Annotated in this window: 24 protein-coding genes; 5 read left to right on the top strand and 19 right to left on the bottom strand. The window is 45.4% G+C overall.

Features of this window, described 5'->3' with window-relative positions:
• Nucleotides 1-107 precede the first annotated feature (107 nt).
• Entirely contained in the window at nucleotides 108-1532 is a 1425-nt protein-coding gene (locus tag M3636_RS11385; protein WP_251382590.1) for an aminotransferase-like domain-containing protein, read from the top strand.
• A 236-nt stretch (nucleotides 1533-1768) separates the two neighbouring features.
• Here the strand turns inward: M3636_RS11385 and M3636_RS11380 are convergent, their stop codons facing one another.
• The 11 genes from M3636_RS11380 to cysT all read right to left on the bottom strand — a co-directional run bounded on the left by M3636_RS11380 (nucleotide 1769) and on the right by cysT (nucleotide 11248).
• Entirely contained in the window at nucleotides 1769-2395 is a 627-nt protein-coding gene (locus M3636_RS11380) for an ABC-2 transporter permease (protein WP_128100804.1), read from the bottom strand.
• The gene (locus M3636_RS11375; protein ID WP_251382589.1) at nucleotides 2388-3254 is read right to left on the bottom strand and encodes an ABC transporter ATP-binding protein; all 867 of its coding nucleotides are present in this window, start codon (nucleotides 3252-3254) and stop codon (nucleotides 2388-2390) included. The genes M3636_RS11380 and M3636_RS11375 overlap by 8 nt, the downstream gene beginning before the upstream one ends.
• Nucleotides 3251-3634 carry a GntR family transcriptional regulator gene (locus tag M3636_RS11370; RefSeq protein ID WP_056699462.1) on the bottom strand — a complete coding sequence of 128 codons (384 nt, stop codon included), beginning with the start codon at nucleotides 3632-3634 and terminating at the stop codon, nucleotides 3251-3253. The genes M3636_RS11375 and M3636_RS11370 overlap by 4 nt, the downstream gene beginning before the upstream one ends.
• A gap of 467 nt (nucleotides 3635-4101) precedes the next feature.
• A complete protein-coding gene (gene clpP, locus M3636_RS11365; RefSeq protein ID WP_056699465.1) occupies nucleotides 4102-4683 on the bottom strand; it encodes an ATP-dependent Clp endopeptidase proteolytic subunit ClpP in 582 nt (193 codons plus the stop codon).
• A gap of 17 nt (nucleotides 4684-4700) precedes the next feature.
• Nucleotides 4701-5564, bottom strand: a complete 864-nt coding sequence (locus tag M3636_RS11360) for an RNA polymerase sigma factor (protein WP_128100801.1) — start codon at nucleotides 5562-5564, stop codon at nucleotides 4701-4703.
• A gap of 128 nt (nucleotides 5565-5692) precedes the next feature.
• Nucleotides 5693-6472, bottom strand: coding sequence for an MBL fold metallo-hydrolase (locus M3636_RS11355; RefSeq protein WP_251382588.1), 780 nt, complete (start codon nucleotides 6470-6472; stop codon nucleotides 5693-5695).
• A 383-nt stretch (nucleotides 6473-6855) separates the two neighbouring features.
• Complete coding sequence (locus M3636_RS11350; protein WP_145410118.1) at nucleotides 6856-7302, bottom strand: hypothetical protein; 447 nt, start codon at nucleotides 7300-7302, stop codon at nucleotides 6856-6858.
• Between the two features lie 153 nt (nucleotides 7303-7455).
• On the bottom strand, nucleotides 7456-8517 hold the full coding sequence (locus tag M3636_RS11345) for a sulfate ABC transporter substrate-binding protein (RefSeq protein ID WP_145410117.1): 1062 nt from the start codon (nucleotides 8515-8517) through the stop codon (nucleotides 7456-7458).
• Between the two features lie 55 nt (nucleotides 8518-8572).
• Entirely contained in the window at nucleotides 8573-9637 is a 1065-nt protein-coding gene (locus M3636_RS11340; RefSeq protein WP_128100797.1) for a sulfate/molybdate ABC transporter ATP-binding protein, read from the bottom strand.
• A 1-nt stretch (nucleotide 9638) separates the two neighbouring features.
• Complete coding sequence (locus tag M3636_RS11335; RefSeq protein ID WP_251382587.1) at nucleotides 9639-10436, bottom strand: sulfate ABC transporter permease subunit; 798 nt, start codon at nucleotides 10434-10436, stop codon at nucleotides 9639-9641.
• Nucleotides 10433-11248, bottom strand: a complete 816-nt coding sequence (gene cysT, locus M3636_RS11330) for a sulfate ABC transporter permease subunit CysT (protein WP_145410115.1) — start codon at nucleotides 11246-11248, stop codon at nucleotides 10433-10435. The genes M3636_RS11335 and cysT overlap by 4 nt, the downstream gene beginning before the upstream one ends.
• 403 nt (nucleotides 11249-11651) lie before the next feature.
• Here cysT and M3636_RS11325 point away from each other — a divergent pair, with 403 nt between their 5' ends.
• On the top strand, nucleotides 11652-12053 hold the full coding sequence (locus tag M3636_RS11325) for a secondary thiamine-phosphate synthase enzyme YjbQ (protein ID WP_128100794.1): 402 nt from the start codon (nucleotides 11652-11654) through the stop codon (nucleotides 12051-12053).
• A gap of 185 nt (nucleotides 12054-12238) precedes the next feature.
• Here the strand turns inward: M3636_RS11325 and M3636_RS11320 are convergent, their stop codons facing one another.
• The 5 genes from M3636_RS11320 to tkt form a co-directional block, all read right to left on the bottom strand.
• The gene (locus M3636_RS11320; protein ID WP_128100793.1) at nucleotides 12239-12841 is read right to left on the bottom strand and encodes a TetR/AcrR family transcriptional regulator; all 603 of its coding nucleotides are present in this window, start codon (nucleotides 12839-12841) and stop codon (nucleotides 12239-12241) included.
• Between the two features lie 5 nt (nucleotides 12842-12846).
• Entirely contained in the window at nucleotides 12847-13479 is a 633-nt protein-coding gene (locus M3636_RS11315) for a YigZ family protein (protein WP_128100792.1), read from the bottom strand.
• 180 nt (nucleotides 13480-13659) lie between these two features.
• Nucleotides 13660-15015 carry a glucose-6-phosphate isomerase gene (locus tag M3636_RS11310; RefSeq protein ID WP_128100791.1) on the bottom strand — a complete coding sequence of 452 codons (1356 nt, stop codon included), beginning with the start codon at nucleotides 15013-15015 and terminating at the stop codon, nucleotides 13660-13662.
• A 182-nt stretch (nucleotides 15016-15197) separates the two neighbouring features.
• Complete coding sequence (gene ppnP / locus M3636_RS11305) at nucleotides 15198-15515, bottom strand: pyrimidine/purine nucleoside phosphorylase (RefSeq protein ID WP_056699507.1); 318 nt, start codon at nucleotides 15513-15515, stop codon at nucleotides 15198-15200.
• Between the two features lie 112 nt (nucleotides 15516-15627).
• Nucleotides 15628-17670: a transketolase gene (gene tkt, locus M3636_RS11300; RefSeq protein ID WP_128100790.1), complete on the bottom strand. Its 2043-nt coding sequence runs from the start codon at nucleotides 17668-17670 to the stop codon at nucleotides 15628-15630.
• A gap of 447 nt (nucleotides 17671-18117) precedes the next feature.
• Between tkt and M3636_RS11295 the strand changes: the two genes are divergently transcribed.
• Complete coding sequence (locus tag M3636_RS11295) at nucleotides 18118-18600, top strand: hypothetical protein (RefSeq protein WP_128100789.1); 483 nt, start codon at nucleotides 18118-18120, stop codon at nucleotides 18598-18600.
• An 81-nt stretch (nucleotides 18601-18681) separates the two neighbouring features.
• Here M3636_RS11295 and purU read toward each other — a convergent pair whose 3' ends face one another.
• Entirely contained in the window at nucleotides 18682-19575 is an 894-nt protein-coding gene (gene purU / locus M3636_RS11290) for a formyltetrahydrofolate deformylase (RefSeq protein ID WP_128100788.1), read from the bottom strand.
• Between the two features lie 23 nt (nucleotides 19576-19598).
• On the bottom strand, nucleotides 19599-20726 hold the full coding sequence (locus M3636_RS11285) for a deoxyribonuclease IV (protein WP_128104352.1): 1128 nt from the start codon (nucleotides 20724-20726) through the stop codon (nucleotides 19599-19601).
• Between the two features lie 170 nt (nucleotides 20727-20896).
• Between M3636_RS11285 and M3636_RS11280 the strand changes: the two genes are divergently transcribed.
• Both M3636_RS11280 and M3636_RS11275 read left to right on the top strand, forming a co-directional pair.
• The gene (locus M3636_RS11280) at nucleotides 20897-21367 is read left to right on the top strand and encodes a DUF2621 domain-containing protein (RefSeq protein ID WP_145410146.1); all 471 of its coding nucleotides are present in this window, start codon (nucleotides 20897-20899) and stop codon (nucleotides 21365-21367) included.
• Nucleotides 21368-21578: 211 nt separating this feature from the next.
• Nucleotides 21579-22490 carry a TIGR01777 family oxidoreductase gene (locus tag M3636_RS11275; RefSeq protein WP_251382586.1) on the top strand — a complete coding sequence of 304 codons (912 nt, stop codon included), beginning with the start codon at nucleotides 21579-21581 and terminating at the stop codon, nucleotides 22488-22490.
• Here M3636_RS11275 and M3636_RS11270 read toward each other — a convergent pair.
• The gene (locus M3636_RS11270) at nucleotides 22479-24350 is read right to left on the bottom strand and encodes a DUF6382 domain-containing protein (protein ID WP_251382585.1); all 1872 of its coding nucleotides are present in this window, start codon (nucleotides 24348-24350) and stop codon (nucleotides 22479-22481) included. The two genes, M3636_RS11275 and M3636_RS11270, sit on opposite strands and share 12 nt — an antisense overlap.
• Nucleotides 24351-24361 lie beyond the last annotated feature (11 nt).

The following is a 24361-nucleotide window of genomic DNA, read 5'->3' as shown; positions in this document are numbered from 1 at the left end:
TTCATCTGTTCTCCATCATATAGCACTGTCTACAGAACAGAGTGAAGAAAACAGAACAGTTAGACCAGTATGCTGTTACAATAGAGTTCAAAAGGAGCGTGAGCCGGGTGGGCAAAACCATCATGATGACAGATAACAGCCTTAAACTATATGAGCAAGTCGTTCATTATCTTGTTGTTCGCATTGAAGCAGGAGAATGGACGGAACATGCGAAGTTGCCTTCTGTACGCAGCCTATCCGAGCTACTCGGTGTACATCGCTTGACCGTTTTCAAAGCCTATCAGGAGTTAAAAGAACATGGCAAAGTCTATGTCAAAGACAAATCCGGTTATTATGTCAGCCCTGCCGACCCAGCTCCAATTATGGATCAGGCGGATGACCCCGCTGTCTCGGCTTGGTTGCATTGGGACTCCCTTGACCGTGTGCAATCTCTGGAGGCGGAATTCCAGTTTTCCAAATCATTGATTGACCCTGCTCTCTTGCCCAACCGGTATTGGGGAGAGCTGATGCGTGATCTGCTCAATCATTACCCTCGCCTGCTCGGAACTTATTCTACGAATCAGGGAGACCTTGAGCTTAGAAGTGAACTGGCTAGCCATCTGACCTCACGGGAACGTTTCTATATCTCAGCAGATGAAGTCCTGATTACCTCGGGTGCACAACAAGCCATCGACCTCATTGCACGCAGTTTAGTCAAACCGGGCGACCGTGTCCTTGTGGAGCGACCTACGTATGGACCAGCTATGGAAATATTCCGCAAGCAGGGTGCTAAGCTCGTGTTTACCGACATCACCTCAGAGGGTTACGATCTAGATCAGATTGAGCTGCTGATGAAGCAGGAAAAGCCAAAACTCTTTTATATGACGCCAACTTTCCAAAACCCGACAGGGATTAATATTCCAGTGGAACAGCGCAAACAGTTACCGGAACTGGCTGAGCAATATGGATGTTTCCTAGTCGAGGATGACAGTACGTATGATATATATTTTAAAGAAAAACCTCCGGCTCCGATTTTCACCTATGACACAACCGGACATACGCTCTACATTCGCAGTTATAGCAAATATGTCGTTCCTGGTCTTCGAATCGCCGCTATTATGTGCCGCCCACGATTCATGCCTGGGTTACAGGCAATTAAGACTCTTGCGGATAACGGATCTCCGCTGCTGAATCAGAAGCTGTTTCTACGCTACTTTCAATCTCCGCGTATGTATCAGCATATATCCAAGCTGTGTACTGCAATCCAATTACGGATGGAAGTGATGGAGAAATGCTTAAAAGAAACAGATTGGCGTTGGACTACACCCCAAGGCGGTCTAAACATCTGGGTAGAGCTTCCGGAAGGTATGGATACGGGCAGACTGCTGCATCGATGTATGGAGCATTCCGTCGCCTTTGTACCAGGTACGGTGTTTGATCCTTCGGATCCTGGGGCAAGTCGTAAATTACGTTTATCTTACTCGTATGCACATGAACAGCAGATTTACGAAGGTATGAGTAGACTGATTGAACTAGCGCACAAAAAGGTCTAAATGAACTTCGTTTATAAGGAGTGTGTTCACAAGAGTTGAATTGGCAGATGTATGGAGAATCGGTTGTTGGATGTGTGCGGAGAGAAAGACTTCTCATAAGAAAAGTCGCCATATAGGCGACTTCTGAATGGGAGCGATCCTCTCGCTCATTCTGCTATTTCAGGCGAGCAAGTTTATGCTCTGATGATTGATTTTATTTTGCTAACACTCAAAGTGTATAGTACAGGGTTCAAAATTTACAGATCTTTCTTGCTAAACAAACGAACCGTGAGAAGATAAGAACCCACGAATAACAGCAGAATACCGATGGTAACCATACCAATTACCTGTCCAGTCACCATGCCTTCCTCGCTCGCCAAATTCATGAGTAATGCAAAGGGCTGGGCAAGTATAACGAGCGCAACTAAGAATACAACATTGATGATCCCTGCGCCCTTTTTGCTAAGTGCGTAAAAGAGAGGCAAATAGATTGAAGTTAAGCCAAGTACCATAGCGATTGAAACCATAATATCCAATACTGAGAAATCTGGCTTGTCGAGCCCGGGGAAATTCATATTAACGAGAGAATGAATTCCGAATGATGCGAGAACGCCAAAAAGTGTATAGAATATGGTCGATAGATACTTCGCCTGCACTACGTTTTTCCGACTAATCGGGAGTGTGACTAGGAAATTATGATTATGGTTTTTGACATCAATCATGGTCGCAAGCATGATGGAACCAAATGCGGTGTATATACCTACAAGATACATGGACATCTCACTTTTGGGAATAAAGGCGATACTAAACACAGCCAGGTAAAAAGGAATGATCCATAGGGAACTCTTCAGTACAATGAAGTCTTTGCGAAGTAAGTTAACCATTTTTCCGTGCCCCCTTTGCTGTAAAGTAAATAAGATCTTCAAGGGAGGGTCTGTGTAACAACGCATAACTGCCAAACAGCTGCTCCGCTTCTACCTTGTTATCAGACAACCCCTCAAATCCCACAGCCGTTTCACGGATTCCCACCAAATGAGCCCGGGTGTCTGCATCCAGCAGCTCCATGTCCCCCTTCACAATCGTGTACCTTTCGAGCACATCATCTTTGGCTTCATTAAATACAATTTGTCCGCGATGGATAAACGTAATATAGTCTGCGATCCGCTCCAGATCGGTTGTAATATGTGTGGAGAAAATAATGGATCTCGTCTCATCTTGTATCGTGTCTGCAAGCAGATCCAGCAATTCCCGTCTAAATACAGGATCAAGACCGGAAGTTGGCTCATCCATGATCAGCAATTCCGCTTCATGAGATAAAGCGACTGCCAAGGAGAATTTAATTTTCATACCTTTGGATAAATCTTCGATCTTCTTCTTCGGCGACAACTCGAATTGATCCAGATAACCACTAAATGTTTGATCATTCCATCGCTTATAAAACGGAGCAATCATCCGGCCCATCTCATAGATGGTTAGATGCTCATAATAGAAACATTCGTCTGATACAATACCGAGACGTTGCTTAATGTGAACTTCCTGCTCAGGCATCTTTCTGCCTAATGTATGAACACTCCCAGAATCAGGCTGGATTAAGCCGGTAATCAATTTAATTAACGTACTCTTGCCTGCCCCATTTGGGCCGATAAGCCCCGTAATATATCCCTGCTTCACATCCAAAGATACATTGTCTACTTTAAATAAAGGGTACGTTTTGGAAAGGTTACGAATTTCAATGGCGTTCATTCTGTATGTTCCTCCTCTGACAACAAAGTGAGATGTTGAATTAACTCCTGTGAACTCATGCCGATCTCTTTGCTCTCACGAATGATTTCAAGCATCTTTTCTTCCAGCCTCCTCATTCGCTGCTCCCGAATAAAGTCCTGATTCGTTCCCGAGACGAAACTGCCTTTACCTACAACGGAATCGATTAAATTCTCTTTCTCCAGTTCTTCATAGACACGTTTTGTTGTAATCACACTCACCTGTAGATCCTTGGCAAGCTGCCGGATGGAAGGAAGACTATCCCCTTCGACCAATTCACCACTCAAGATGCTCTGTCTAATCTGGGTTAAGATCTGGATATAGATTGGGTCGCTCGATGCGTTAGACAATAAAATTTTAATATGCTCTCACCTCATTGGTGTTCTCATGGTTTCATGTATATAGTGTATATATCTAATATATACACTATATACGATTAAGGTCAATGGTTAATTTAAATATTTCCAAAATAATCAAGCTTGTTTCATTGAAATGATATACCAAACAGATAACACCTAGACGTTACCCCATGTCACTGAACCGCCTTCTGTAGCACATTTTGCAGTCCCTCTGCCAAAGCGTGCCACTGAGCATATGTAATGTAATCGAGTCGAACAAAGTTATATCCGCAACAAAGCCCAGAAGGTCCATAGACCATCTGGGCTTTGTCTTTGTGAATATTCTGCATGATGTAATTTTACAGCACTCCCAACCCTGCGTTCAGCACTGCGGTTTACATCTGGCTTATTTACCTTATAAGTGTTAGCTATCTTTGAGATGCACTCTTTGTGTCCTTTGCTGTCCTAAATGCATTCTTGTGCTAACTTGCCTAGGTGCTAGATATCACCTTATCAACGATGCCATAATCCACAGCTTCAGCAGCGGTAAGGAAATAATCGCGATCTGTATCCTTTTCGATTCGATCCAGCGGTTGACCCGTGTGATCTGCAAGCAGCTGGTTCAGACGTTGACGATGCTGAATGATTCGATTAGCGTGAATGAGCATATCTGCTGCCTGCCCACGTGTCCCGCCGAGTGGTTGATGGATCATAATCTCACTGTTGGGTAACGCCAGACGTTTGCCTTTGGTGCCACCAACGAGCAGTATCGTTCCGAAACTAGCAGCCATGCCTGTGCAGATGGTAGAGATATCGGGCTTCACAAATTGCATCGTATCATAGATCGAGAATCCTGCAGTCACCGAACCCCCTGGGCTGTTAATGTACATTTGAATATCCTTATCCGGATCTTCTGCGGTTAGAAACAATAGCTGTGCTACAATGGCATTCGCCATCTGATTTTCAATCTCACCTGATACCATAATGATTCGATCTTTCAACAAACGAGAATATATGTCGTAGCTCCGTTCTCCACGAGCCGTCTGTTCCACAACATAAGGTACTACATTCATGCATATCCCTCCTCAGATTATGCAACCATGCTGACCATGTAGCCCCCTCCATAACAATCTGAGATGGCATAACTGTACATCATCGGTTGCGTCGTTGAAGACGGCAGAGCCTGCTGCAAAATCGTACTTGCCACAGCCATCGGATCATCCGTTTGATTCAGACATAGATCAATTAAACGAGCCGTATCACCGCGGCGTAATGCGAGCAAATAACCGCGTAACTCTTCCGTATGGATTCGTTCCTCGCTAACTTCTCTCGCCTCGTCGGCATCTAGATCAGTTAGTTGATCCCTAATCTCAGCTATGGTCATCCGGGCACGACGTAACGCCGATTTTATCGCGCCTTCTGTTGTATCTAACATCTCAGCAGCCTCTGCCGCCGTATATCCTAATAATTCCCGTAACATATATATCACTCTTTGCCATGACGGCAGCTCTTTAATTAAGATCTGAACAGCGGTATCAAGCTCTTCTAATGGCTCATCTTCCGCCATCTCTTGGATAAGCGGCTTCAAACTATCCATTTTGCAACACAAACGTTGACGTTTGCGCAGAACGTCCATCCATGCATTACGGGCAATGCGAATGAGATAAGCTTCCCAATGGATGTCCCTTTCTGCACACGATGGTTGAACCAAGGTGGATGATAACACTTTGGCAAACGTCTCCTGTACCAGATCCTCAGCATCTTCTCTAGAGCCTGTCATGGACAAACAATACGCATACAACGAACGTTGTACATCAAGTAATGCAGCATGAAGATCATCCGCTTGAAATGGTTCTTCAGCATTCATGTGTGGTGGTGTATATCGGTTATGCGATTGATTAACATTGTCGTGTGATCTGTTGATTCGACAATCCACGGATTTCACAAAGGCCATTACGGGGCCCCCCTTTGTTGATTCCTGATTGGTCTTGCTTTCCTTTTACATACTGGCTGTGCTCTTGCTGTAGTCGACTTACACTATGTAAACGAAGAACCTCCTGCAAAGGATACGCTCTTTTGTATTTATTTTTTGAGAGACACCTTCATGCCTGTTAGAGCAAGCGTAACGCCTTGACCTAAATGATAATCCTGACGTACATCCACATCATGAGACATGTGTGTAAAATACGTGCGCTTAGGCTCTAGTTCCTGCAAAAGCTCCTGCGCTTCCCGCATATCATACACGGAACGTGTTGAGAACTCTGCTAGCTCATGCACGAAGCTGGTTCCTAGGATGAGCAGATCCAGACCATGCAACGGCTTTTTCTCCTCTTCCTTCAGATCAATCGCATCTGAACAGTATGCCCAGTGGAATCCATCTCGTTCCAGACGATAGGCATAGGAATATCCGTTCTTTCCGTGGCATACTTTCCATGAGTGAATTTTCCAGCCATGCACTTCAATATCGTCATCCGTTTCCATGTAATTCATATGACGATCTAACCATGGAAACTGCCTTTGAATGGTGGCGATGACTTCACGCGGTGCATACAAATTGCCCTTTACTCCTAACCATCGGCATGCATCCGCCCACTCAGGCAATCCACCAATGTGGTCAAAGTGTGCATGAGTTATCAGCATCGTCTGTACCATTCTAAGATTCTGCGCTTCCATCTGTGTTCCCCAGTCTGGGCCACAGTCAATCATAAAAGGTTCTTCCACACCATCACTATGGATTAGAACAGACGAGCGTTTACGTTGATTGATGCCGGTAAGCCGAGCCTCTGTGCAAGTGCTACAGTCACAATATACACGCGGAACGCCCATCGCATCGCCTGTTCCAAGAAATGTTAGTTGATTCAAGATCGTTATCCCCTCTCAAGCTCAAGTACGCTTTATTTCTGTTCTCATCATTCTCATGTAAATGTAAATGAACTATTATCTAAATTGTATTCTCCAACCTCTGATTTGGCAAAAAAAGACTCTCCCGCTGCGATTGATTACGCAATGCAGGACAGCCTTATGTCTAATCTATCGATGCTATCTTATTGAACTAAAAAATATTTACACTTGCCACTCCGATGACAGAATAACCTTCCGATCGCTGTTATCCCCAGATTTTTTTTGATCCCTTTTTTAAAGGGAAAATCCGGAAATAAAGGCGAACGCTCCGCTTCTCCATGTTATTTCTATCCTCTCCGTTCTCGTGAGAATATACAGTCCAATTATATAGCCTTATATTTAATCTACACCAATGCCCGCAGCTTCAGCGTCAATTCTTTCCCCGCAGGTACATCCTTCGATTCCGTAATGACCCAGTTGGATGCAAGTCGCTCTGCTAACACTTCTGCCTGTTCTGGCTTAAGCTTTAGCCCTGTTATAATGCCTTCACCCACTGTGAAATCCTTCTCTGCTACTACACCGAATGCTTTCTCCAAGTATATGCCTAATCCACCACGTGTATTAAACGTGATACGGTAGCCTTCTTGAACCGCTACTTCTAGGTTCTCTCCATGATCCGCCGCATAAGAAAGGAATTCATCATATCTGTAGTCCTCCTCGGACACAGCGTCAAAAGCCGCAACATCATTCGCCTGAATGGCTTTCAGTATATCTGCATCAGACATGCCTTTTGTGCGCGCCTGTTCCAGCCGGATTGCTGTACTTTGGGACAATTTAACCTCTGTACTCATCTCATTCAACACCTTCCTATAAAGTCCATGCCATATTTAACCTATCTCATTATAGCCTGTTCGATTCTCAATAATAAAGTACTCCGAGATACTTCAAAAAACCTCCAGTCTGCCGGACAAGGCAAACCAAAGGTTTCAGTTCTTACAATTCCACTACAAGCCCGCTAATACCTGGTACCACACCCCGCGTTTGGAATATAGTGTGGTTCGAACTTCAGCCCAGCCACCCAAGTAGTTGATATCGAATAGCCCTGGCGGTGTTGGAAAAGTGGACTTTGTCTCCGCATACACATCCGGATCTACCGAACGAAAACCATGCTTCGCAAAAATACGCTGAGCTTCAGGTGTACTCAGATACGCCACAAAAGCTTCCGCGAGTTCACGATTTCCATGTTTATCGACGTATTTATCCACCACGGTTGCCGGATTTTCGATCAGAATCGTGTTCTTAGGAACAACGATATCATACTTGACTCCTTTGGCGATCCGGGCGAGCAACTCATTCTCATACGTTACAATGACATCACCGACGCCATATTCAAAAGCCGCCATCGAAGATCTGCCACTTTTATCAAGTGATTCAACATTTTGATGTACCTTTTCCAGAAAAGCCTTGGCTACCGCAGGATCTTTCTTCCCCTGCTCTTCCGACAGTTTCAGACCAGCACCATAGATCGCGTTAATATCCCATTGTGCACCGCCTGAGGTCTTCGGATTAGGATACAGCACCTTCACACCCGGTTTGGTTAAATCGTCAAAATCTTGGATGCCCAGTGGATTGCCTTCTCTCGTACCTAACACAACAATAGATCTCGTAATCATGCCGTCATTAGGTGCCTGCTTCCAGTCAGGGTTGACCAGGTCTGCCTTAACCAATTTATCGATATCATTCTCCATCGCGAGCAGTGCTACATCCGCCTCGAAACCACCTGCAATGGCTCTTGCTTGTGTACCCGAAGCTTCATAAGACTCCTGAAAATTAATCGACTGTCCCGTCTTGGCTTCCCATTCTGCCTTGAAAATAGGCAATAGTTCTGCCATCGCGTCTTTTACAACGCTATAAGCTCCAATGACCAGCGTGTTGGATTGATCCGTTCCAGCAGCATCGCCGGGTTCGTTTGCAGCTTCTTGCTTACTGCATCCGACCGTCATGCAGACGAGCAGAAACATGAGAACAGCAACGTAAGGTAATGTGTTTTTCTTCCTCGTCTGCATCGGCAACGTCTTCCTCTCTAAACGTTCTGGGTGAATTCCCACTTGGTTTGATTCGTTAGATCATGACAGGCATTGGATCTTCCTTGAGTCGATTCTCGACAACCCAACTATGGGAATCATTGAATAGATATGCCCGGTGCACAAGCACGCGAATCTGTTGACCTATTTCCAGTGTTGTTTTCTCCAGGGAACGATACGTGATCAGCTTATGACCTCGTACCTCGACTTCAACCATCCATTCACTTCCGCGGAAATGAAGGTGCTTCACCGTACCCTTTTCGGTCGCTGACAACATGCTGAATTCATTTTTGAGGCCAATTTCAATATATTCCGGACGGATCAGAGCACGCGTATTCTCACCTTCAACCGCATGTTCGAAGCCTTTCAGCTCGGAAGCATCCTCGACAACTGTTGATTCACCGATAAAGGTAGCTACAAAAGGTGTCTCTGGGTTTTTATAAATATCCCACGGGGTACCCTTCTGTTCCAAGCGTCCCTGGCTAATAATCATAATTTCATCTGCGACTTCAATGGCCTCATCTTGGTCATGCGTGACGAAGATCGAAGTGATGCCGACACGCTCAATCAATTCCCTTAACCATGAACGAAGCTCCTGGCGAATCTTCGCATCAATCGCGGCAAACGGCTCATCCAACAACAATAACTGAGGCTCAGGTGCCAATGCTCTTGCAAAAGCTACACGCTGCCGCTGTCCACCAGACAATTGATGTGGATAACGCTGCTCAAACCCTTTTAGCCCAGTCAGCTCCACCAATTCCATAACTCGATCACGAATCTGGGCTTTTGGTGTCTTCTTGACCTTAAGTCCAAAAGCGATGTTATCAAATACCGTCATATGTTTGAACAAAGCATAGTTCTGAAAGACAAATCCGATGCCCCGCTCTTGCGGTGGCAGATGGTTTACTACTTTTCCATGAAAGCGAATCTCTCCTGAACCTGGACTTTCCAGACCAGCAAGCATACGTAGAATTGAAGTTTTCCCGCCACCACTAGGACCGAGCAGACCAATAAGATGGCCTTTGGCAATATCGAATGAAACATCTTTTACGGCATGAAATTGACCAAAATGTTTGTTCAGATCACGGACTTCTACATGCATCTTAATGCACTTCCTTTCGCTTCTTGGCCCATTCCATCATGAGCAATAGACATACGGAAAACGTCACCAGCACCAATGCCACACCATTTGCAGCAGACACATTAAAGTTCTCTACATCCTGATACACAAGCGTCGTCGCTGTCTGTGTTCTGTTCATAATGTTGCCTGATACAACCAGTACAGCTCCGAACTCACCCAATGATCGCGCCACAGTCAGCACAAGACCGTATACAACAGCCCAACGAATGGAAGGCCATGTTACACTCCAGAACGTTCTCCAACCGTACGCCCCGAGCGTGGATGCCGCCTCTTCTTGCTGAGAGCCAAGCTCTTGCAAGACAGGCATAACTTCTCTAACCATGAGCGGGAATGTGACAAACAGTGTTGCAATGACCATGCCTGGGAACGCATAGACAACATTGAACCCAATACCTTCAAAGAAACCACCCATAATACTGCTTGGGCCGAGCAATAACACAATCATCAATCCACCAATTACAGGTGATACCGCATAAGGCAGATCCACGATGCTGTTAAGCAATCCTTTGACTCGTTCACTGAGCCAGCCAGCACGAACCAAATAAATCGCCATCATAATACCAAACAATGTATTTAACAGAGTGACGACAAGAACAACTAGTCCTGTCATCATTAGAGCATGTAGCGCCTCAGGACGCATCAGTCCAGCCAGGAATCCTCCTGCTCCGTCTTCAAAAGCACCAATAACAATCCGTCCAAGCGGAATAATCAGCAAGATTACAAATACCGCATACGTCAGTCCGATTAACAGCCGTCTCATCGTCTTCTCCCCCGCATCTGCACTAGATTAATCATCCAGAGAATGACGAAGGATAGGGTCAATAACAGAACAGATACAGCGGCTGCCCCGGTGGGGTTATCGCTCTCAATCTCACCGTATATAAATACGGATGCCGTTAACGTTCTTCCTGGAATATTGCCTGCTACCAACACAACCGCACCGAATTCAGCCAATGCCCTGGAGAATGCCAGCATTCCTCCACTGATCATGCCTGGTGCCATCGATGGCAAGATAACCTGTCTGAAAGTACGCGCCTTCGATGCCCCCATCGTGTACGATGCCTCTTCTTCGGAAGGATCAATCTCTTCCAGTAGCGGCTGTACAGCACGAATGACAAAAGGAAACGTAACAAAGGTCATCGCAATGACAATCGCGGGTTGATGAAACACAATTTCGAAACCCATGGACTCTGCCAGCTTGCCAATGGCACTAACCGGTCCTAAGAGCAACATGATCATCAATCCACCGACGGCTGTTGGTAAAGCAAATGGCAGGTCTACGAGACTGTTCAGAAACGATCTCCCGAAAAACCGATAACGTGTAAGTACCCAGGCAATCATCGTACCTAGCACAACGTTGATCAATGTGGCTACCACAGCCAAGCGAACGGTAAGCAGTACGGCTTTCCAAGCGATTGGATCCATAATACTCTCGACAAAGGTACTCCAGCCTTCAGAGAACGAATTGACGTACACCCCGATAATCGGAAGCACAATAAGTACGATGAAATATAACAATACAGTACTGCGAAATCCCCAAGTCCATCCCTTGTGACGAAGAACGGTATTCATTGCCGTATTCCCTCCCAGCCTCCGGTTCTTTGCCCGGTCGGCAGTCTTCCTGTTATGGCACAACGCTTTCCCTAATATGGGTATTATTACTTTAATATTATTCCCATTAGTCTACTTGGTTTTTTGCTTATCTGATACTTTACCAGTTTACAGTACTAACCGTCAATGCTTTTATTGAATATATTAGAGCCAGATCTGAGATGTATTAACGACCAAGAATCAGCAACTAGAAGTAGGATAAATGTTTAGAGTAAAGTCCTATGAGGGGAGCTTTAGTAGCAGGTATAATCGGATCTCCACCAAAATCAATTGAGTGGTTTGTTTGGCATGTGCTGGGTAAGGTACAATTTAGAAGATTCAATTTAGAATACATGTTCAAAAAGAGCAAAAGGAGCGATGTATCGTGTTATATACCGAGAGTTTATCCACATCCCGGCGGGATGAAATGAGAGATATTACGAGGGACGTGGAAGCGATTGTCCGAACTAGTGGCGTGCAAGAGGGAACTGTGCTAATCTACTGTCCTCATACCACTGCTGGCATTGCCATTAACGAAAATGCAGACCCCGACGTGAAGCATGATGTTCTGCTACGTTTGGATGAAGTGTATCCTTGGGAGCACCCTGAATATCGACATGCTGAAGGCAATACAGCCTCTCACCTCAAGTCGATTACAACCGGCCCTTCGCAAACGGTCATTATCCATGAAGGCAGACTGCTGCTCGGTCAGTGGCAGGGAATTTACTTCTGCGAGTTCGATGGCCCACGTAAACGCCAGTATTTCCTCAAAATTATGGAAGGATAACGAACTTTGCGTTATCTTCAACTAGATCGTTACACAACACAAACAGGCGATTCCCACCCATTCCTGGGTTATGAACCGCCTGACTTGTTGTTTTGCATAATAAAACTTTCGCGAGACAACGTTATAAAGAATTAATGTTATGACAATTCACCGCCCTGAAGTGTATGAGTGCAACAAAAGCGTCATTATTGGACGCCAGGCTGGTGGTGGAGATTACGACAGAGTACTTTAACATGAGACAGTGCAGAGGACTCAATCTCAGCAAAGGTTACACGATCCTGATTAAAATAGGATATGAATCCGTGCATAGACAAAAACAGTGTACGTGGTACACATTCGATATCCTCTTCTGAACAGCCTTCCTCTTTCATGTATTGCCTAATGATGGATGCAAACAAATCAAAGCAACGCCCCTGTTCGGCACGACAATAAGACAACAATTCCTCGTCCCGCAGCATGAACATGATCTCGTATTGGTACGGATTATCCAAACCAAAGCGAATAAACTCCATCATGATATGTTCGGCTTTACTCACGCCATCACGTACTGGCCTGACCATAGCTTGCATCAGCAAATGTCCCAGATGGTTGAAGTCTTCCACCACAATGGCATAAAACAGCTCTGCCTTTTCCTTAAAATGATAATACAGCGACCCATGACTATAGCCTAGATGCTGGCCGATGCTTCGCATCGATATGGCGCGGTATCCTTTGGTAATAAAAAGATGCCTCGCCGCCTCCAGTATCCGCTCCCTCGACAATTCCTGTTCGACTGCTCTTCTAGCCATATATTTTATTCCCCTTCAATAAAATAAAGCCGCTGTCCTTCCGTGATCCGGGACTGCCCTTGCGTCAAATCCGTGATCCAAGCCACAAATGCCTCAGATTCACTATCCGGCGGAAGACAAGTCAACGTAACCTTATCGGTGAATCCAGTTTCACCTGTACGGACTTCCCGGCTCCTTAATTCATTTTCCACTTTCCCCAGCCATGTGTAGTCAAGCTCCACAAATATTTCACGATGCAGCACTTTGGTGATCGCTTCTCCAGCTTCAATGGCCGCAACAGCACCGTCTGTGTAAGCGCGAATTAATCCACCTGCGCCAAGCATGATTCCCCCAAAATACCGTGTAACCACAATAGCTACATTTTTCAATTGTTGATTTTTGATGACTTCTAGAATAGGTTTACCGGCAGTACCACTCGGTTCTCCATCATCGGATTGCTTCTGAATCTCATCCCGCTCTCCAATCATATAAGCGGAACAGTTATGCGTTGCATTCCAATGCTTTTTCTTAATGTCATCGATAAAAGCTATGGCTTCTTCTTCTGTCGTTACTGGCATAATATGTCCGATAAATCGGGACTTTTTAATGACAATCTCTAGATTGCCCGATTCTCGAACCGTGCGATAGCGTTCAATCATTCCAATCCAACTTTCTAATTTGATCCATTTTACAAGAAAGCAGTTCCCCGCGTGAGAACGCGGACGAACTGCCTTGTTTTAGACATTTGGGTTGGCACCTGAATCAATCATAATGATGACCCTGGGTTCCCCAATCGACTTAACACTTACATGATATCATCATATGAGCAGAGCGATGAATTATTCCGAAAGTCTCGCTTCCAGCGCGGCTTTCTCTTCTTCAAAGCCTGGTTTGCCCAGCAATGCAAACATGTTTTTCTTGTAAGCTTCTACCCCTGGTTGGTCAAATGGATTGACACCCAGCAAGTATCCGCTAATGCCGCATGCTTTTTCAAAGAAGTATACCAGATATCCGAAGGAATATGGAGTCATATCTGGAATGTTCACAATCAGGTTAGGTACTTGACCATCTGTATGTGCAAGCAACGTTCCTTGGAATGCTTTTTTGTTTACGAAGTCCATCGTTTTACCTTCGAGGAAGTTCAGACCGTCCAGATCGTCTGCATCTGCTTCGATTGAGATGTGCTCGGAAACTTCAGTCACTTGGATTACGGTTTCGAAGATGTTACGGCTTCCTTCTTGAATGAATTGACCCATGGAGTGCAGATCTGTTGAGAAGTCAACTGATGCTGGATAGATTCCTTTGAAATCTTTACCTTCGCTCTCTCCGAACAATTGTTTCCACCATTCAGATACAAAGTGCAGGGAAGGCTCGTAGTTTACGAGGATTTCTGTACCTTTACCTTTGCGATATAGTGCGTTACGAACAGCTGCATATTGATATGCTTCATTCTCAGCTACATTAGGGTTGCTATATTCCTTCGATGCGTCAGCAGCGCCTTGCATCATTTCTTCGATGTTGATTCCAGCAGTAGCGATTGGCAGCAATCCTACAGCCGTCAGAACAGAGTAACGTCCGCCTACATCGTCTGGGATAATGAAGGATTCATAGCCTTCTTCGTTCGCCAGTTTTTTGAGAGCGCCGCGCTCTTTATCTGTTGTAGCGTAGATGCGTTTGCGAGCTTCTTCTTTACCGTACTTTTTCTCAAGAGCTGCACGGAAGATACGGAATGCAATCGCTGGCTCTGTCGTTGTACCCGATTTGGAGATTACATTTACAGAGAAGTCTTTGCCTTCGATCAGATCCAGCAGATGTGTAACATAAGTGGAACTGATGTTGTTTCCTGCAAAGTAGATTTCAGGCGTTTTGCGTTTGTCTTTTGACAGATTGTTGTAGAAAGAGTGTGTCAGCATTTCGATCGCTGCGCGAGCACCCAGGTAAGAACCACCGATACCAATGACGATCAGAACTTCTGAATCGCTTTGGATTTTAGCAGCCGCTTTTTGAATACGAGCGAATTCTTCTTTGTCATATGCCGTTGGAAGGTCAATCCAACCAAGGTAGTCTGATCCGGTTCCCGTTCCGTTATGAAGCTGCTCGTGAGCCAAACGAATCGGTTCAGCGAAATAGTCTACTTCATGTTGATTGACGAATTGTAATGCAGTGCTATAGTCAAAAGTCACTTTTTTAGCCATGATCTAAAAAACCTCCTAATAATCGTTAAGTAATTTTCCGTTTTCCATACAAACAACTTAGCCTAAGGATACTTCAAATCCACCTTACTGACAAGCTTGCAACGCGAACTTTGTCGTTAAGTTATAAATAGCAAGAAGGGTAAACCGAACTCGCTAACGAGGTTCCGCTTACCCTTCTTATGTTATTCCGCCGGGTACGAGCAGACGTAGTCGGTAACGCTGCGTATCTCCAGTTTAAATTTGGAATTGGCAGGCACGTGGAACGTAGCTTGACCTTGAATCTCTTGCCAATCTTCTTCACCGGGAAGCAATACTTTCAGATCTCCGGACAGAATCTCCATAATCTCACGAGAATCTGTACCGAATTCGTAACTGCCTGGAAGCATAATGCCCAATGTCACTTTGCTGCCATCTCCCAAAATAACCGTTCTGCTGGTTACCTGACCTTCATAATAAATGTTGGCCTCTTTAACTACACTCACTTGATCAAACTGTGACATGCGTACCCGCTCCCCTGAAGTTAATGAAAACAAAAGGCAAAACAGTTCAGGGTGGTTACCCACCCCTCTCTGCGGAAATAAGCTTTTATTCTATTGCGCGTTGGTCAGTCTATTACAGCAGTGCTTTTACGCGGCTAACAACGTTATCCACTGTGAAGCCATACTCTTGGATAACACGGTCGCCAGGCGCGGATGCACCAAATGTGTTGATTCCGAGAATGTCGCCTTGATCGCCAACATATTTCTCCCAACCCATTGGATGAGCCATCTCGATTGCAAGACGAGCTTTAACGTCTGGAAGCAGGACGGATTCTTTGTACGCTTTGTCCTGTTTCTCGAACAGATCCCAGCTTGGCATGCTGATTACACGAACTTGGATGCCTTGCTCTGCAAGTGCAGCTTGAGCTTTAACAGCCAGTTGTACTTCAGAACCTGTAGCGATGATTTGTGCTACTGCTTTGCCGTCTTTTGAATCAGAAACAACATAAGCACCGCGCTTAACGTTCTCACGTGATCCTTCAACTGTTCCTTCCAAGATTGGCAAGTTTTGACGAGTGAGTACAAGGGCAACCGGGTTGCTCTTATTCTCAAGCGCATAAGCCCATGCAGCAGAAGTTTCATTACCATCCGCTGGACGGATCACCGTCAAGTTAGGAATGATACGCAGGGAAGCCAATTGCTCGATTGGTTCATGCGTAGGACCATCTTCACCAACAGCGATACTGTCGTGAGTCAGGACATACGTTACTGGCAAGTTCATCAATGCTGCCAGACGAACTGCTGGACGAAGGTAATCTGTAAATACGAAGAACGTACCACCGAATACTTTTACGCCGCTGTGCAGAGCCATACCGTTCATTGCACCAGCCATACCGAATTCACGGATACCGAAGTAGATGTTGCGACCTGCATAATCTTCAGGAGTGAAGTTAGTCAGGTTGTTCAAGTGAGTCATCGTGGAGCTTTCCAAGTCAGCAGATCCGCCTGTCAGTTGTGGCACGTTGTGCGCCAGACCGTTCAGAGCGTTACCAGATGCTACACGAGTAGAGAGTGCTTTGTCTGTTGCTGCATATTTAGGCAGGTCACGATCCCATCCTTCTGGAAGGTCGCCGTTGATCGCTGTCTCGAATTGAGCAGCAAGCTCTGGGAATGCTTTTTTGTACTCAGCAAACTTCTCATCCCATGCTTGGTTAGCAGCGATACCGCGATCTTTCACTTGTGCAAAGTGATCGCGAACTTCAGCTGGTACGTGGAAGTTTTCTTCGTAAACCCATTTATAATATTCTTTAGTCAATTTAGCTTCATCTGCACCCAGTGGAGATCCGTGAGTACCGCCGTGGCCGCCTTTACCTTGTTTGTTCGGGCTACCATAACCAATAACAGTTTTCACTTCAATCAATGTAGGACGCAGCGTGTCTGCTTGACCTTCTTGAATTGCTTTTTCGATTGCAGGAAGATCGTTACCATCTTCAACGCGCAGCACTTGCCAGCCATAAGCTTCAAAACGCTTCGCAATGCTTTCGGAAGAAGACAGATCCAATTTACCATCCAAAGTGATGTCGTTGGAGTCGAACAACATGATCAGTTTACCCAGGTGCAAACGTCCAGCCAAGGAAGCTGATTCATGAGATACGCCTTCCATCAAGTCACCATCACCGCAGATTGCGTATGTGTAGTGATCCACAACGTTAAATTGTTCTTTGTTATATGTTGCACCCAATTGTGCTTCAGCCATCGCCATACCAACTGCCATTGCAATACCTTGACCCAGTGGGCCTGTAGTTGCGTCAACACCAGCAGTATGTCCGAATTCCGGGTGACCCGGAGTTTTGCTTCCCCATTGGCGGAACTGTTTCAGTTCTTCCATTGGCAAGTCGTAGCCGCTCAGGTGCAGCAAGCTGTACAGCAACATGGAGCCATGTCCTGCGGACAGGACAAAACGGTCCCGGTTAACCCAAGTTGGGTGGTTCGGGTTATGAGTCATCGTTTTTGCAAAAAGTTGGTACCCCATTGGAGCGGAGCCCATCGGCATTCCCGGGTGTCCGGAATTTGCCTTCTCAATTGCATCAATCGCCAAAGTACGTACGGTTGTAATCGACAGATTGTCGATTGTAGTGTTCTCGTCCTTTTGAATCGCTTCGTTCTTGTCAGTCATGGTTTGTCCTCCTCATGTCTTTAGATAAGTCGGGTGCGCAAGCGAATCCCTCTCATCAATACCAAGCAAACCGTATATAACAATAAGTGAATCCGCTTGAGTGTTTCATTTTGACTTATTCACTTTTGTATTGTATCACTTGGCGTGAAGCTTTTCCATAACCTTCTTTTAGAAGTTCGGGAAAATTCGGTGATTTGCTGCGAGAGATGGGTTCACAGCGCCAAAAAATCGTGTAAAAAAACATTCCAGCCCATCTTTCGTCAGGACGAGCCTCGTCCATCCATCGGAAGAAGTATAACCTTTAACCAGAAAACCATACTCTTTTTGGCATGTAGATTTCATTTTAGCTTTTATTAATATTAACTTGCTCTTGTGATCCTGATTGGGAATTCAAAACGTAGTATACTTCAGGAAGCGAAGTAAATTTCATGGATTGGAGGTCTCGCTATGTCTTCTGACCCTATTGTTAAACGTTCCGAGTTAAACCGGCAGACCATCCCTTGGTTCAAAGGTGTATGGACGGGCGTCCTTTCGGGCCTCGTACTTGGATTTTTACTTAAAGCCATTCAGTCATTTACTGGCATTTCGGTCTATACTTTGCTCCTAAACATTGATTTCGTGCCCGGGCTACCACCAATACTGCCAGAATTCGTAGAATTTGCCCTGCACCTCGTTGTATCCATCGGCATCGGCGTGTTCTACATATGGTGGATACAGAATCGCCCTCAGTATGCCATGCTCAAAGGTATCCTAATTGGCGCAGTTTCCTCTCTTCTCTATATTCCGCTATCCCAACTGTCTACACGTGTTCCTGATTTGAATGATACACACGCCATTCTGTACTGGGTCACTGCCCACCTCATCTATGGAGTAACTCTTGAATTATGTGCAAAAGGCTTTACTAAGCTCAAAAAAGGCGATCCCCTATGAAGTACATAGATAGGAATCGCCTTTTTCTTTTGCCAGTTTATGTGGCTCCGAATCAACCTTGCGCAGTATTAAAGCATAAGCTTAAAATACAACGGTTTTATTTTCGTGAACCAAGATACGGTCTTCTACATGCCATTTCACAGCACGCGCAAGAACAACACGTTCGATTGTACGTCCGATACGTTTCAATTCAGTGACGTCATCCCCGTGGCTTACACGCTGTACGTCCTGCTCAATGATCGGTCCACCATCCAGCTCTTCCGTAACGTAGTGAGCCGTAGCACCAATGATTTTAACACCACGGTTGTATGCCTGAGCATAAGGCTTGCCACCCACAAAGGCTGGAAGGAATGAGTGATGAATGTTAATAATACGATTACGATAATGTTCAATGAACATTGGTGAGATGATCTGCATATAACGCGCAAGGATAATAACGTCAATATCGTCACCAATGATGTCGAGCTGACGTTGTTCCGCTTCCTTCTTCGTGTCTGCTGTAACCGGAATATGATGATATGGAATACCAAAGGACTCCACATAATCTTTCATATCCAGATGATTACTAACAACCAGTGCAATGTCTGCATCGAGGTCACCAGCTTGCCATTGCCACAACAATTCAACGAGGCAGTGATCTTCTTTGGATACAAAAATGGCAAGTTTCTTCTTACGGCTTACAGCCGACAAAGTCCACTCCATTTCGAAACGAGTTGCTACCTCAGCAAAGTCATCTTCCAGCTTAGGAAGACTCGCTTCGAGCTGTGGAAGGTCAAACTCAATACGCATGAAGAACATACCGCCAGCCGGATCCATCGTGTACTGGTCAGACTGAACAATGTTTGCACCGTGCTGGTGCAAGAAATGTGAAACAGCCGCTACAATTCCCGGCCCGTCAGGGCAGGAAATGAGCATCCGCGCCCGATCGGCGCGGTTTTTAGCATCAGGACGTACTTGTTTAGCATGAATCTCCATCGGGTTATTCTTCCTCCTTCAAATTAAACCGTGACCAGTGCTTCCTTGCCTGCAAGCCAAGCAATCAAGCGTTGATTCAGTTGTTCTTCACTGAGTTGTGGGAACAGCGCTGCTTCAGCTACCAAGTCATATAGGCGCTCTAGCGGTTCACGTGGATCTGCTTTTTTGGCTTTGGCATCGTTCTTGAGCAAAGTCCACACATCGAGTACATAAGAACGGGCTTCAATCTCTTTCCCTTGGAAGAAGTGATGCAATTGCTCCACATCTGTCAGGAACTCTCCGCCAAATCGACCTTCAATATCGCCGCGCAGCAAAGCAATCTCAGCTTCGTACATCGGACGTTGTGTCTTGGCTTCTTTCCCGATCCAAGGCGTCTCCAGAATGAATGGGCGGCCTTGTAGTGCTTCATGGTGAACGATACGATGAATCGCTTCATAACCAATCCAGCCAGAGCCAATCGGCGTATGCCGGTCTTTATGTGCACCCACTGGGTTCTTACTATCATTAATATGCATAACCGCAATGCGGTCAAGACCTACGATTTCGTCAAACTGTTTCAGAACACCGTCAATATCATTCACGATATCGTATCCAGCATCGTGAATGTGACAGGTATCCATACATACAGTAAGGCGTTCATTGTGCGTTACTTTTTCAATGATTTGGGCAATTTCTTCGAAACTCCGACCCATCTCAGTCCCTTTACCCGCCATCGTTTCCAAGGCGATATTTACATCAGTCTCTCTCACACCGTCCAGCACTTCATTCAGTCCTTGAGCGATCCGCTCAATACCATAATGTGCATCTTTGTCGGTAAATGCACCTGGGTGCAATACGATATTTTTGACACCAATGGCATGTGTACGACGAATCTCTTCCTGAAGGAAGCTCACTGCAAGCTCATACGTATTTTCTTTGTACGAACCGAGGTTAATAATGTAAGGCGCATGGACAACGATATCTTCCATTCCACCTGCTTGCATAGCAAGTTTACCTTCTTCAATATACATGGATTCGATAGGCTTACGACGTGTATTCTGCGGTGCACCTGTATATATCATAAACGAGCTAGAACCGTACGAGGACGCTTCCTTCGTTGCACTCAATAATCCCTTGTCCGAAAAGGACACGTGGGAGCCGATTTTCAGCATCATTGATCCCCCTTAATCTGAATTATCCCTTATTCTAACGCGATTATCGAAATAAATCTAGAAATGCGCTATAATTCGGGATACAGGCTAATTTTTACAGCTAACATCTGGAACATGGGCAGACGGATTTCGTCTATCCGTGAAAATCAATGAACCGAGGTGACTCCGCAATGATTTTCGATTCCTATGCTTTGACGCTGGTCAGCAGTTCACCCAGCAATTGGTTTATGAATACCATGGCGTTCTGGACATTTGTTTTGCTCGGCAGTATGTGCATTGGCGGATTTTTTATGATGCGCAAGTTCCTGAAGGTTCTCCCTAAGGCAGACGGCAAGTCCAAGCTAGATTGGCAGAATCATTGGGTCGAGACAAGTCGTCACTTATGGACAGACGAAGCCAAGGCATTTTTGGATCAACTGGTGGAACCTGTTCCCGGTCCTTTTCGTGATATCGCCAAACATTCCATCGCTGCTGAGATTGGTAGAATCGCTGTGGAAGATCAAGCTACAGAAGTTTCGAGAGATCATTGCATCAAAGGATACATTATTGCCACCCCGAAGCGTGATAATAAGTTCCTAGTGAAATTCTTAGAGAAAAATAAAATTGATTATATGCCCTATAAACATCTAATAAACAAATAAATACGTAGATAAAATAAACGAGCGATCATTAAATAGTTGTACCACAAATCATAATCGCCATCTTCACTAGGAATCTAATTTACTATTTTAATTTCCAACGAGCTCCGTCAGGTAAGACCCATTCGAGGCATTGCTTACCAGTCGGGGCTGTTTGTTGATCGGTTGTCAGGGTAATTATCAGCATAATGATATAAAAGGAGGGTTATTTTGCATGAAAATTGCTATTTGTGGAGGAACCGGATTTGTAGGAGGCGCACTTGTCGATTATTGGTTGCAGGCCGGATACCATGTGAAAATCATTACACGCAAACTGCCCGACCTTCATAACCCTAGTGAGAATCTTACATACATCTCTTGGGAGCAAGCCGAGGAACAGCCTCATTTGTTAGAAGGAATGGATGCCTTGGTGAACCTTGCTGGGGAGACACTGAATCAGCGCTGGACGACCAAGGCAAAATTAGAAATTGTGGAATCCAGAGTAACGACGGTAGCTCGTGTAGCTAAGCTCGTCAAATCACTAGAGAACAAACCGGAGGTTGTCGTTCAAGCATCTGCGATGGCGATCTACGGAACGTCTCCAACCGAGACCTTTGATGAGAGTAGTCCACAAAAATCAATGAATTTTCCATCCCGTGTATCTGAACAGTGGGAAATAGCAGCCCATGCCATCCAAGATGTACGGCTTGTGAAAATCCGGGTAAGTCTTGTACTCGGTCATAAAAGGGGAGCCTTCCCGCTCATGAAACTACCTTATATGTTAGGGGTTGGCGGTAGAATAGGCAGTGGCAAGCAATGGACGAGTTGGATCCACATTATGGATATCGTGCGACTGATTGATTTTACGATTCAGAACAAAGACATCTCAGGACCGGTGAATGCGTCATCACCGAACCCTGTAACAAATGATGAGTTTGGACGTGTTGTCGGGAAGGTATATCATCGTCCGCATTGGTTCCCTGTACCTGGATTCCTCATCAAGGCTTTGGTAGGCGAACTCTCGGTAGTGCTGCTGCAAGGACAGCGCGTGATTCCGCAAAAGGCTCTAGATCACGGGTTCGAATTTACATTCCCTACATTAACCAAAGCCTTAGAAGACCTGAAGCATCGAGACTTATCCGACTGATCGATAGGTGTATGATGAATCAGCTAACGTAAATGTATCTCCATCCTGCAATGGATATTCTTTGTACGGGGCAAGTGGATTGCCTTGAAGAATCGTTCCATTGACAGAGCCCAAATCCTTGATCACATAGCCCGTTTTGTTCCGGCTCAATTCCACATGAGCACGGGACACACCGGTTGCTGTATCGACCCACTGCACCATGTCTGCTGATCTTCCGATCACAAAAGAAGCTCCGCGTACATCCATCCGTTCATTATGCTCACCCGTCGCTGAACGACGTTCCAGATAAAATGACGACATACCCATTCCTGCTATTGCTTGTTCCCCACCTCCTACATTCTGCAAATTAACCGTTGGCTCTGTTGCCACAGGATAACGTGGTAATTCAGAGGTCGATGGAGTGATAGGCGCAGCCTGCGAAGTTAGATTATCATGCGTTTCTGTATGCAAATCCTGAAAACGAGTACTCGTACCATGACCTACGTAACCAGCAGCAGTGGAAGCTTGATCGATAGCCGGTGCTGGAGCGTTCCAACGCCAGTTCTCCTGAAACATCTCATCCTCTTCTTTAGGGCGTTTCTTGCCTAACCCAAAAAAGGTAGATTTTTTATCTGTAGAAGTGTCCATAGCGTTCGAATCGGAATCCGAGTATGGATATGAATCCTGTTTCTGATCTGCTTTGTTACGTTTGGTGTTGCCTTTTGGCGTATTGAATCTCCCCTTGCTAATCCACGCCCATACAGCGATGGCAAGCAATACAACACTTAATGCAGCAGACAGGATCATTTGTGTTTCACCTGGTTGCTCCATGTAGATGAATCTCCATATCAATGCCATGCCCACCATACAGCCCAACAGGATATAAGTTACCTTGGAAGAAGCCGCTTTCTGCTCGGCTTGATCGTCCAACGGTTCATCATACATGTCATCTTGTACTGACGCTTTGGGCAACCGCCCTAATGACTGCTCATTACCGAAGTTAGACTGAGATGACTGAGGTGGTGTATCTCGTTGAGAACGTCTAGTTGAAGAGCTGGACATCGACCTGTTCACTATATCCAGTTCCTTCTCATCAGGATTCTTGGCGTGTTGACGCCAATGGAGCTTTTGTTCCGATTCAAAAAGCACATGCTGCGGCGAGTAAGACTCCCGACTACTAAATTGTGGCTGGCCTATTCGAACATCTTCTGAAGCATGATTGCCTGATAGTTGTGCATGCTTACCGACCCCACCGCTTCCAGTCGATCTTGAAGATAGAAACTCAACGTTACTTGAACCTTTCTGTTCATCTACATACAACTCCAGCAACAACTCTCGCAATAACTGAACATCCCATTGCTCCGTATCGCATAATTGCAGAACACGCTGGATGCCTTGTCCTTGTAATTCCTTCGTATGTGACATTAGGCGAATAACCAGTTCGCGAAATTGTAGAGGTGTAGAATCCACTTCTGGCGTATCCATAAGAGGTACGTAGACTAAACCAAGCTCACCCTGCTCAAGCGATCCCTTTACGAAAATATACTCCTCTTGCAGCATCAACTTACGTGACTCCAGCATATATTGACGACATTCGGTAAAGGTGTCCGCAATCTGGTACAATATACCATAAAGAACAGCCATTTCAATCCTGCTCGACTTCAAAACCTGTGACAGCATTTTATAGCCTGAGATGTCATACTGTAACGTTACCGTGCTGTCCACTTCACGAATATGGATAGGTAGTAGCCGTGGAATCGAATTGGCAGTGAGCATACCCGTCTGTACTCGGCTTAAACTCTCCATTTTCATCCCTTCCGGTTTTTCCAGAACCATAAAGGCTCCACCGTTGCGGATAAAATCCCTTGTTAATCCATACATACCGATCCTCT

Origin of the sequence: Paenibacillus sp. MER 99-2 (genome assembly GCF_023714095.1) — a bacterium.
GTDB lineage: Bacteria > Bacillota > Bacilli > Paenibacillales > Paenibacillaceae > Paenibacillus.
This window is presented reverse-complemented; position numbering and strand designations above follow the sequence as displayed.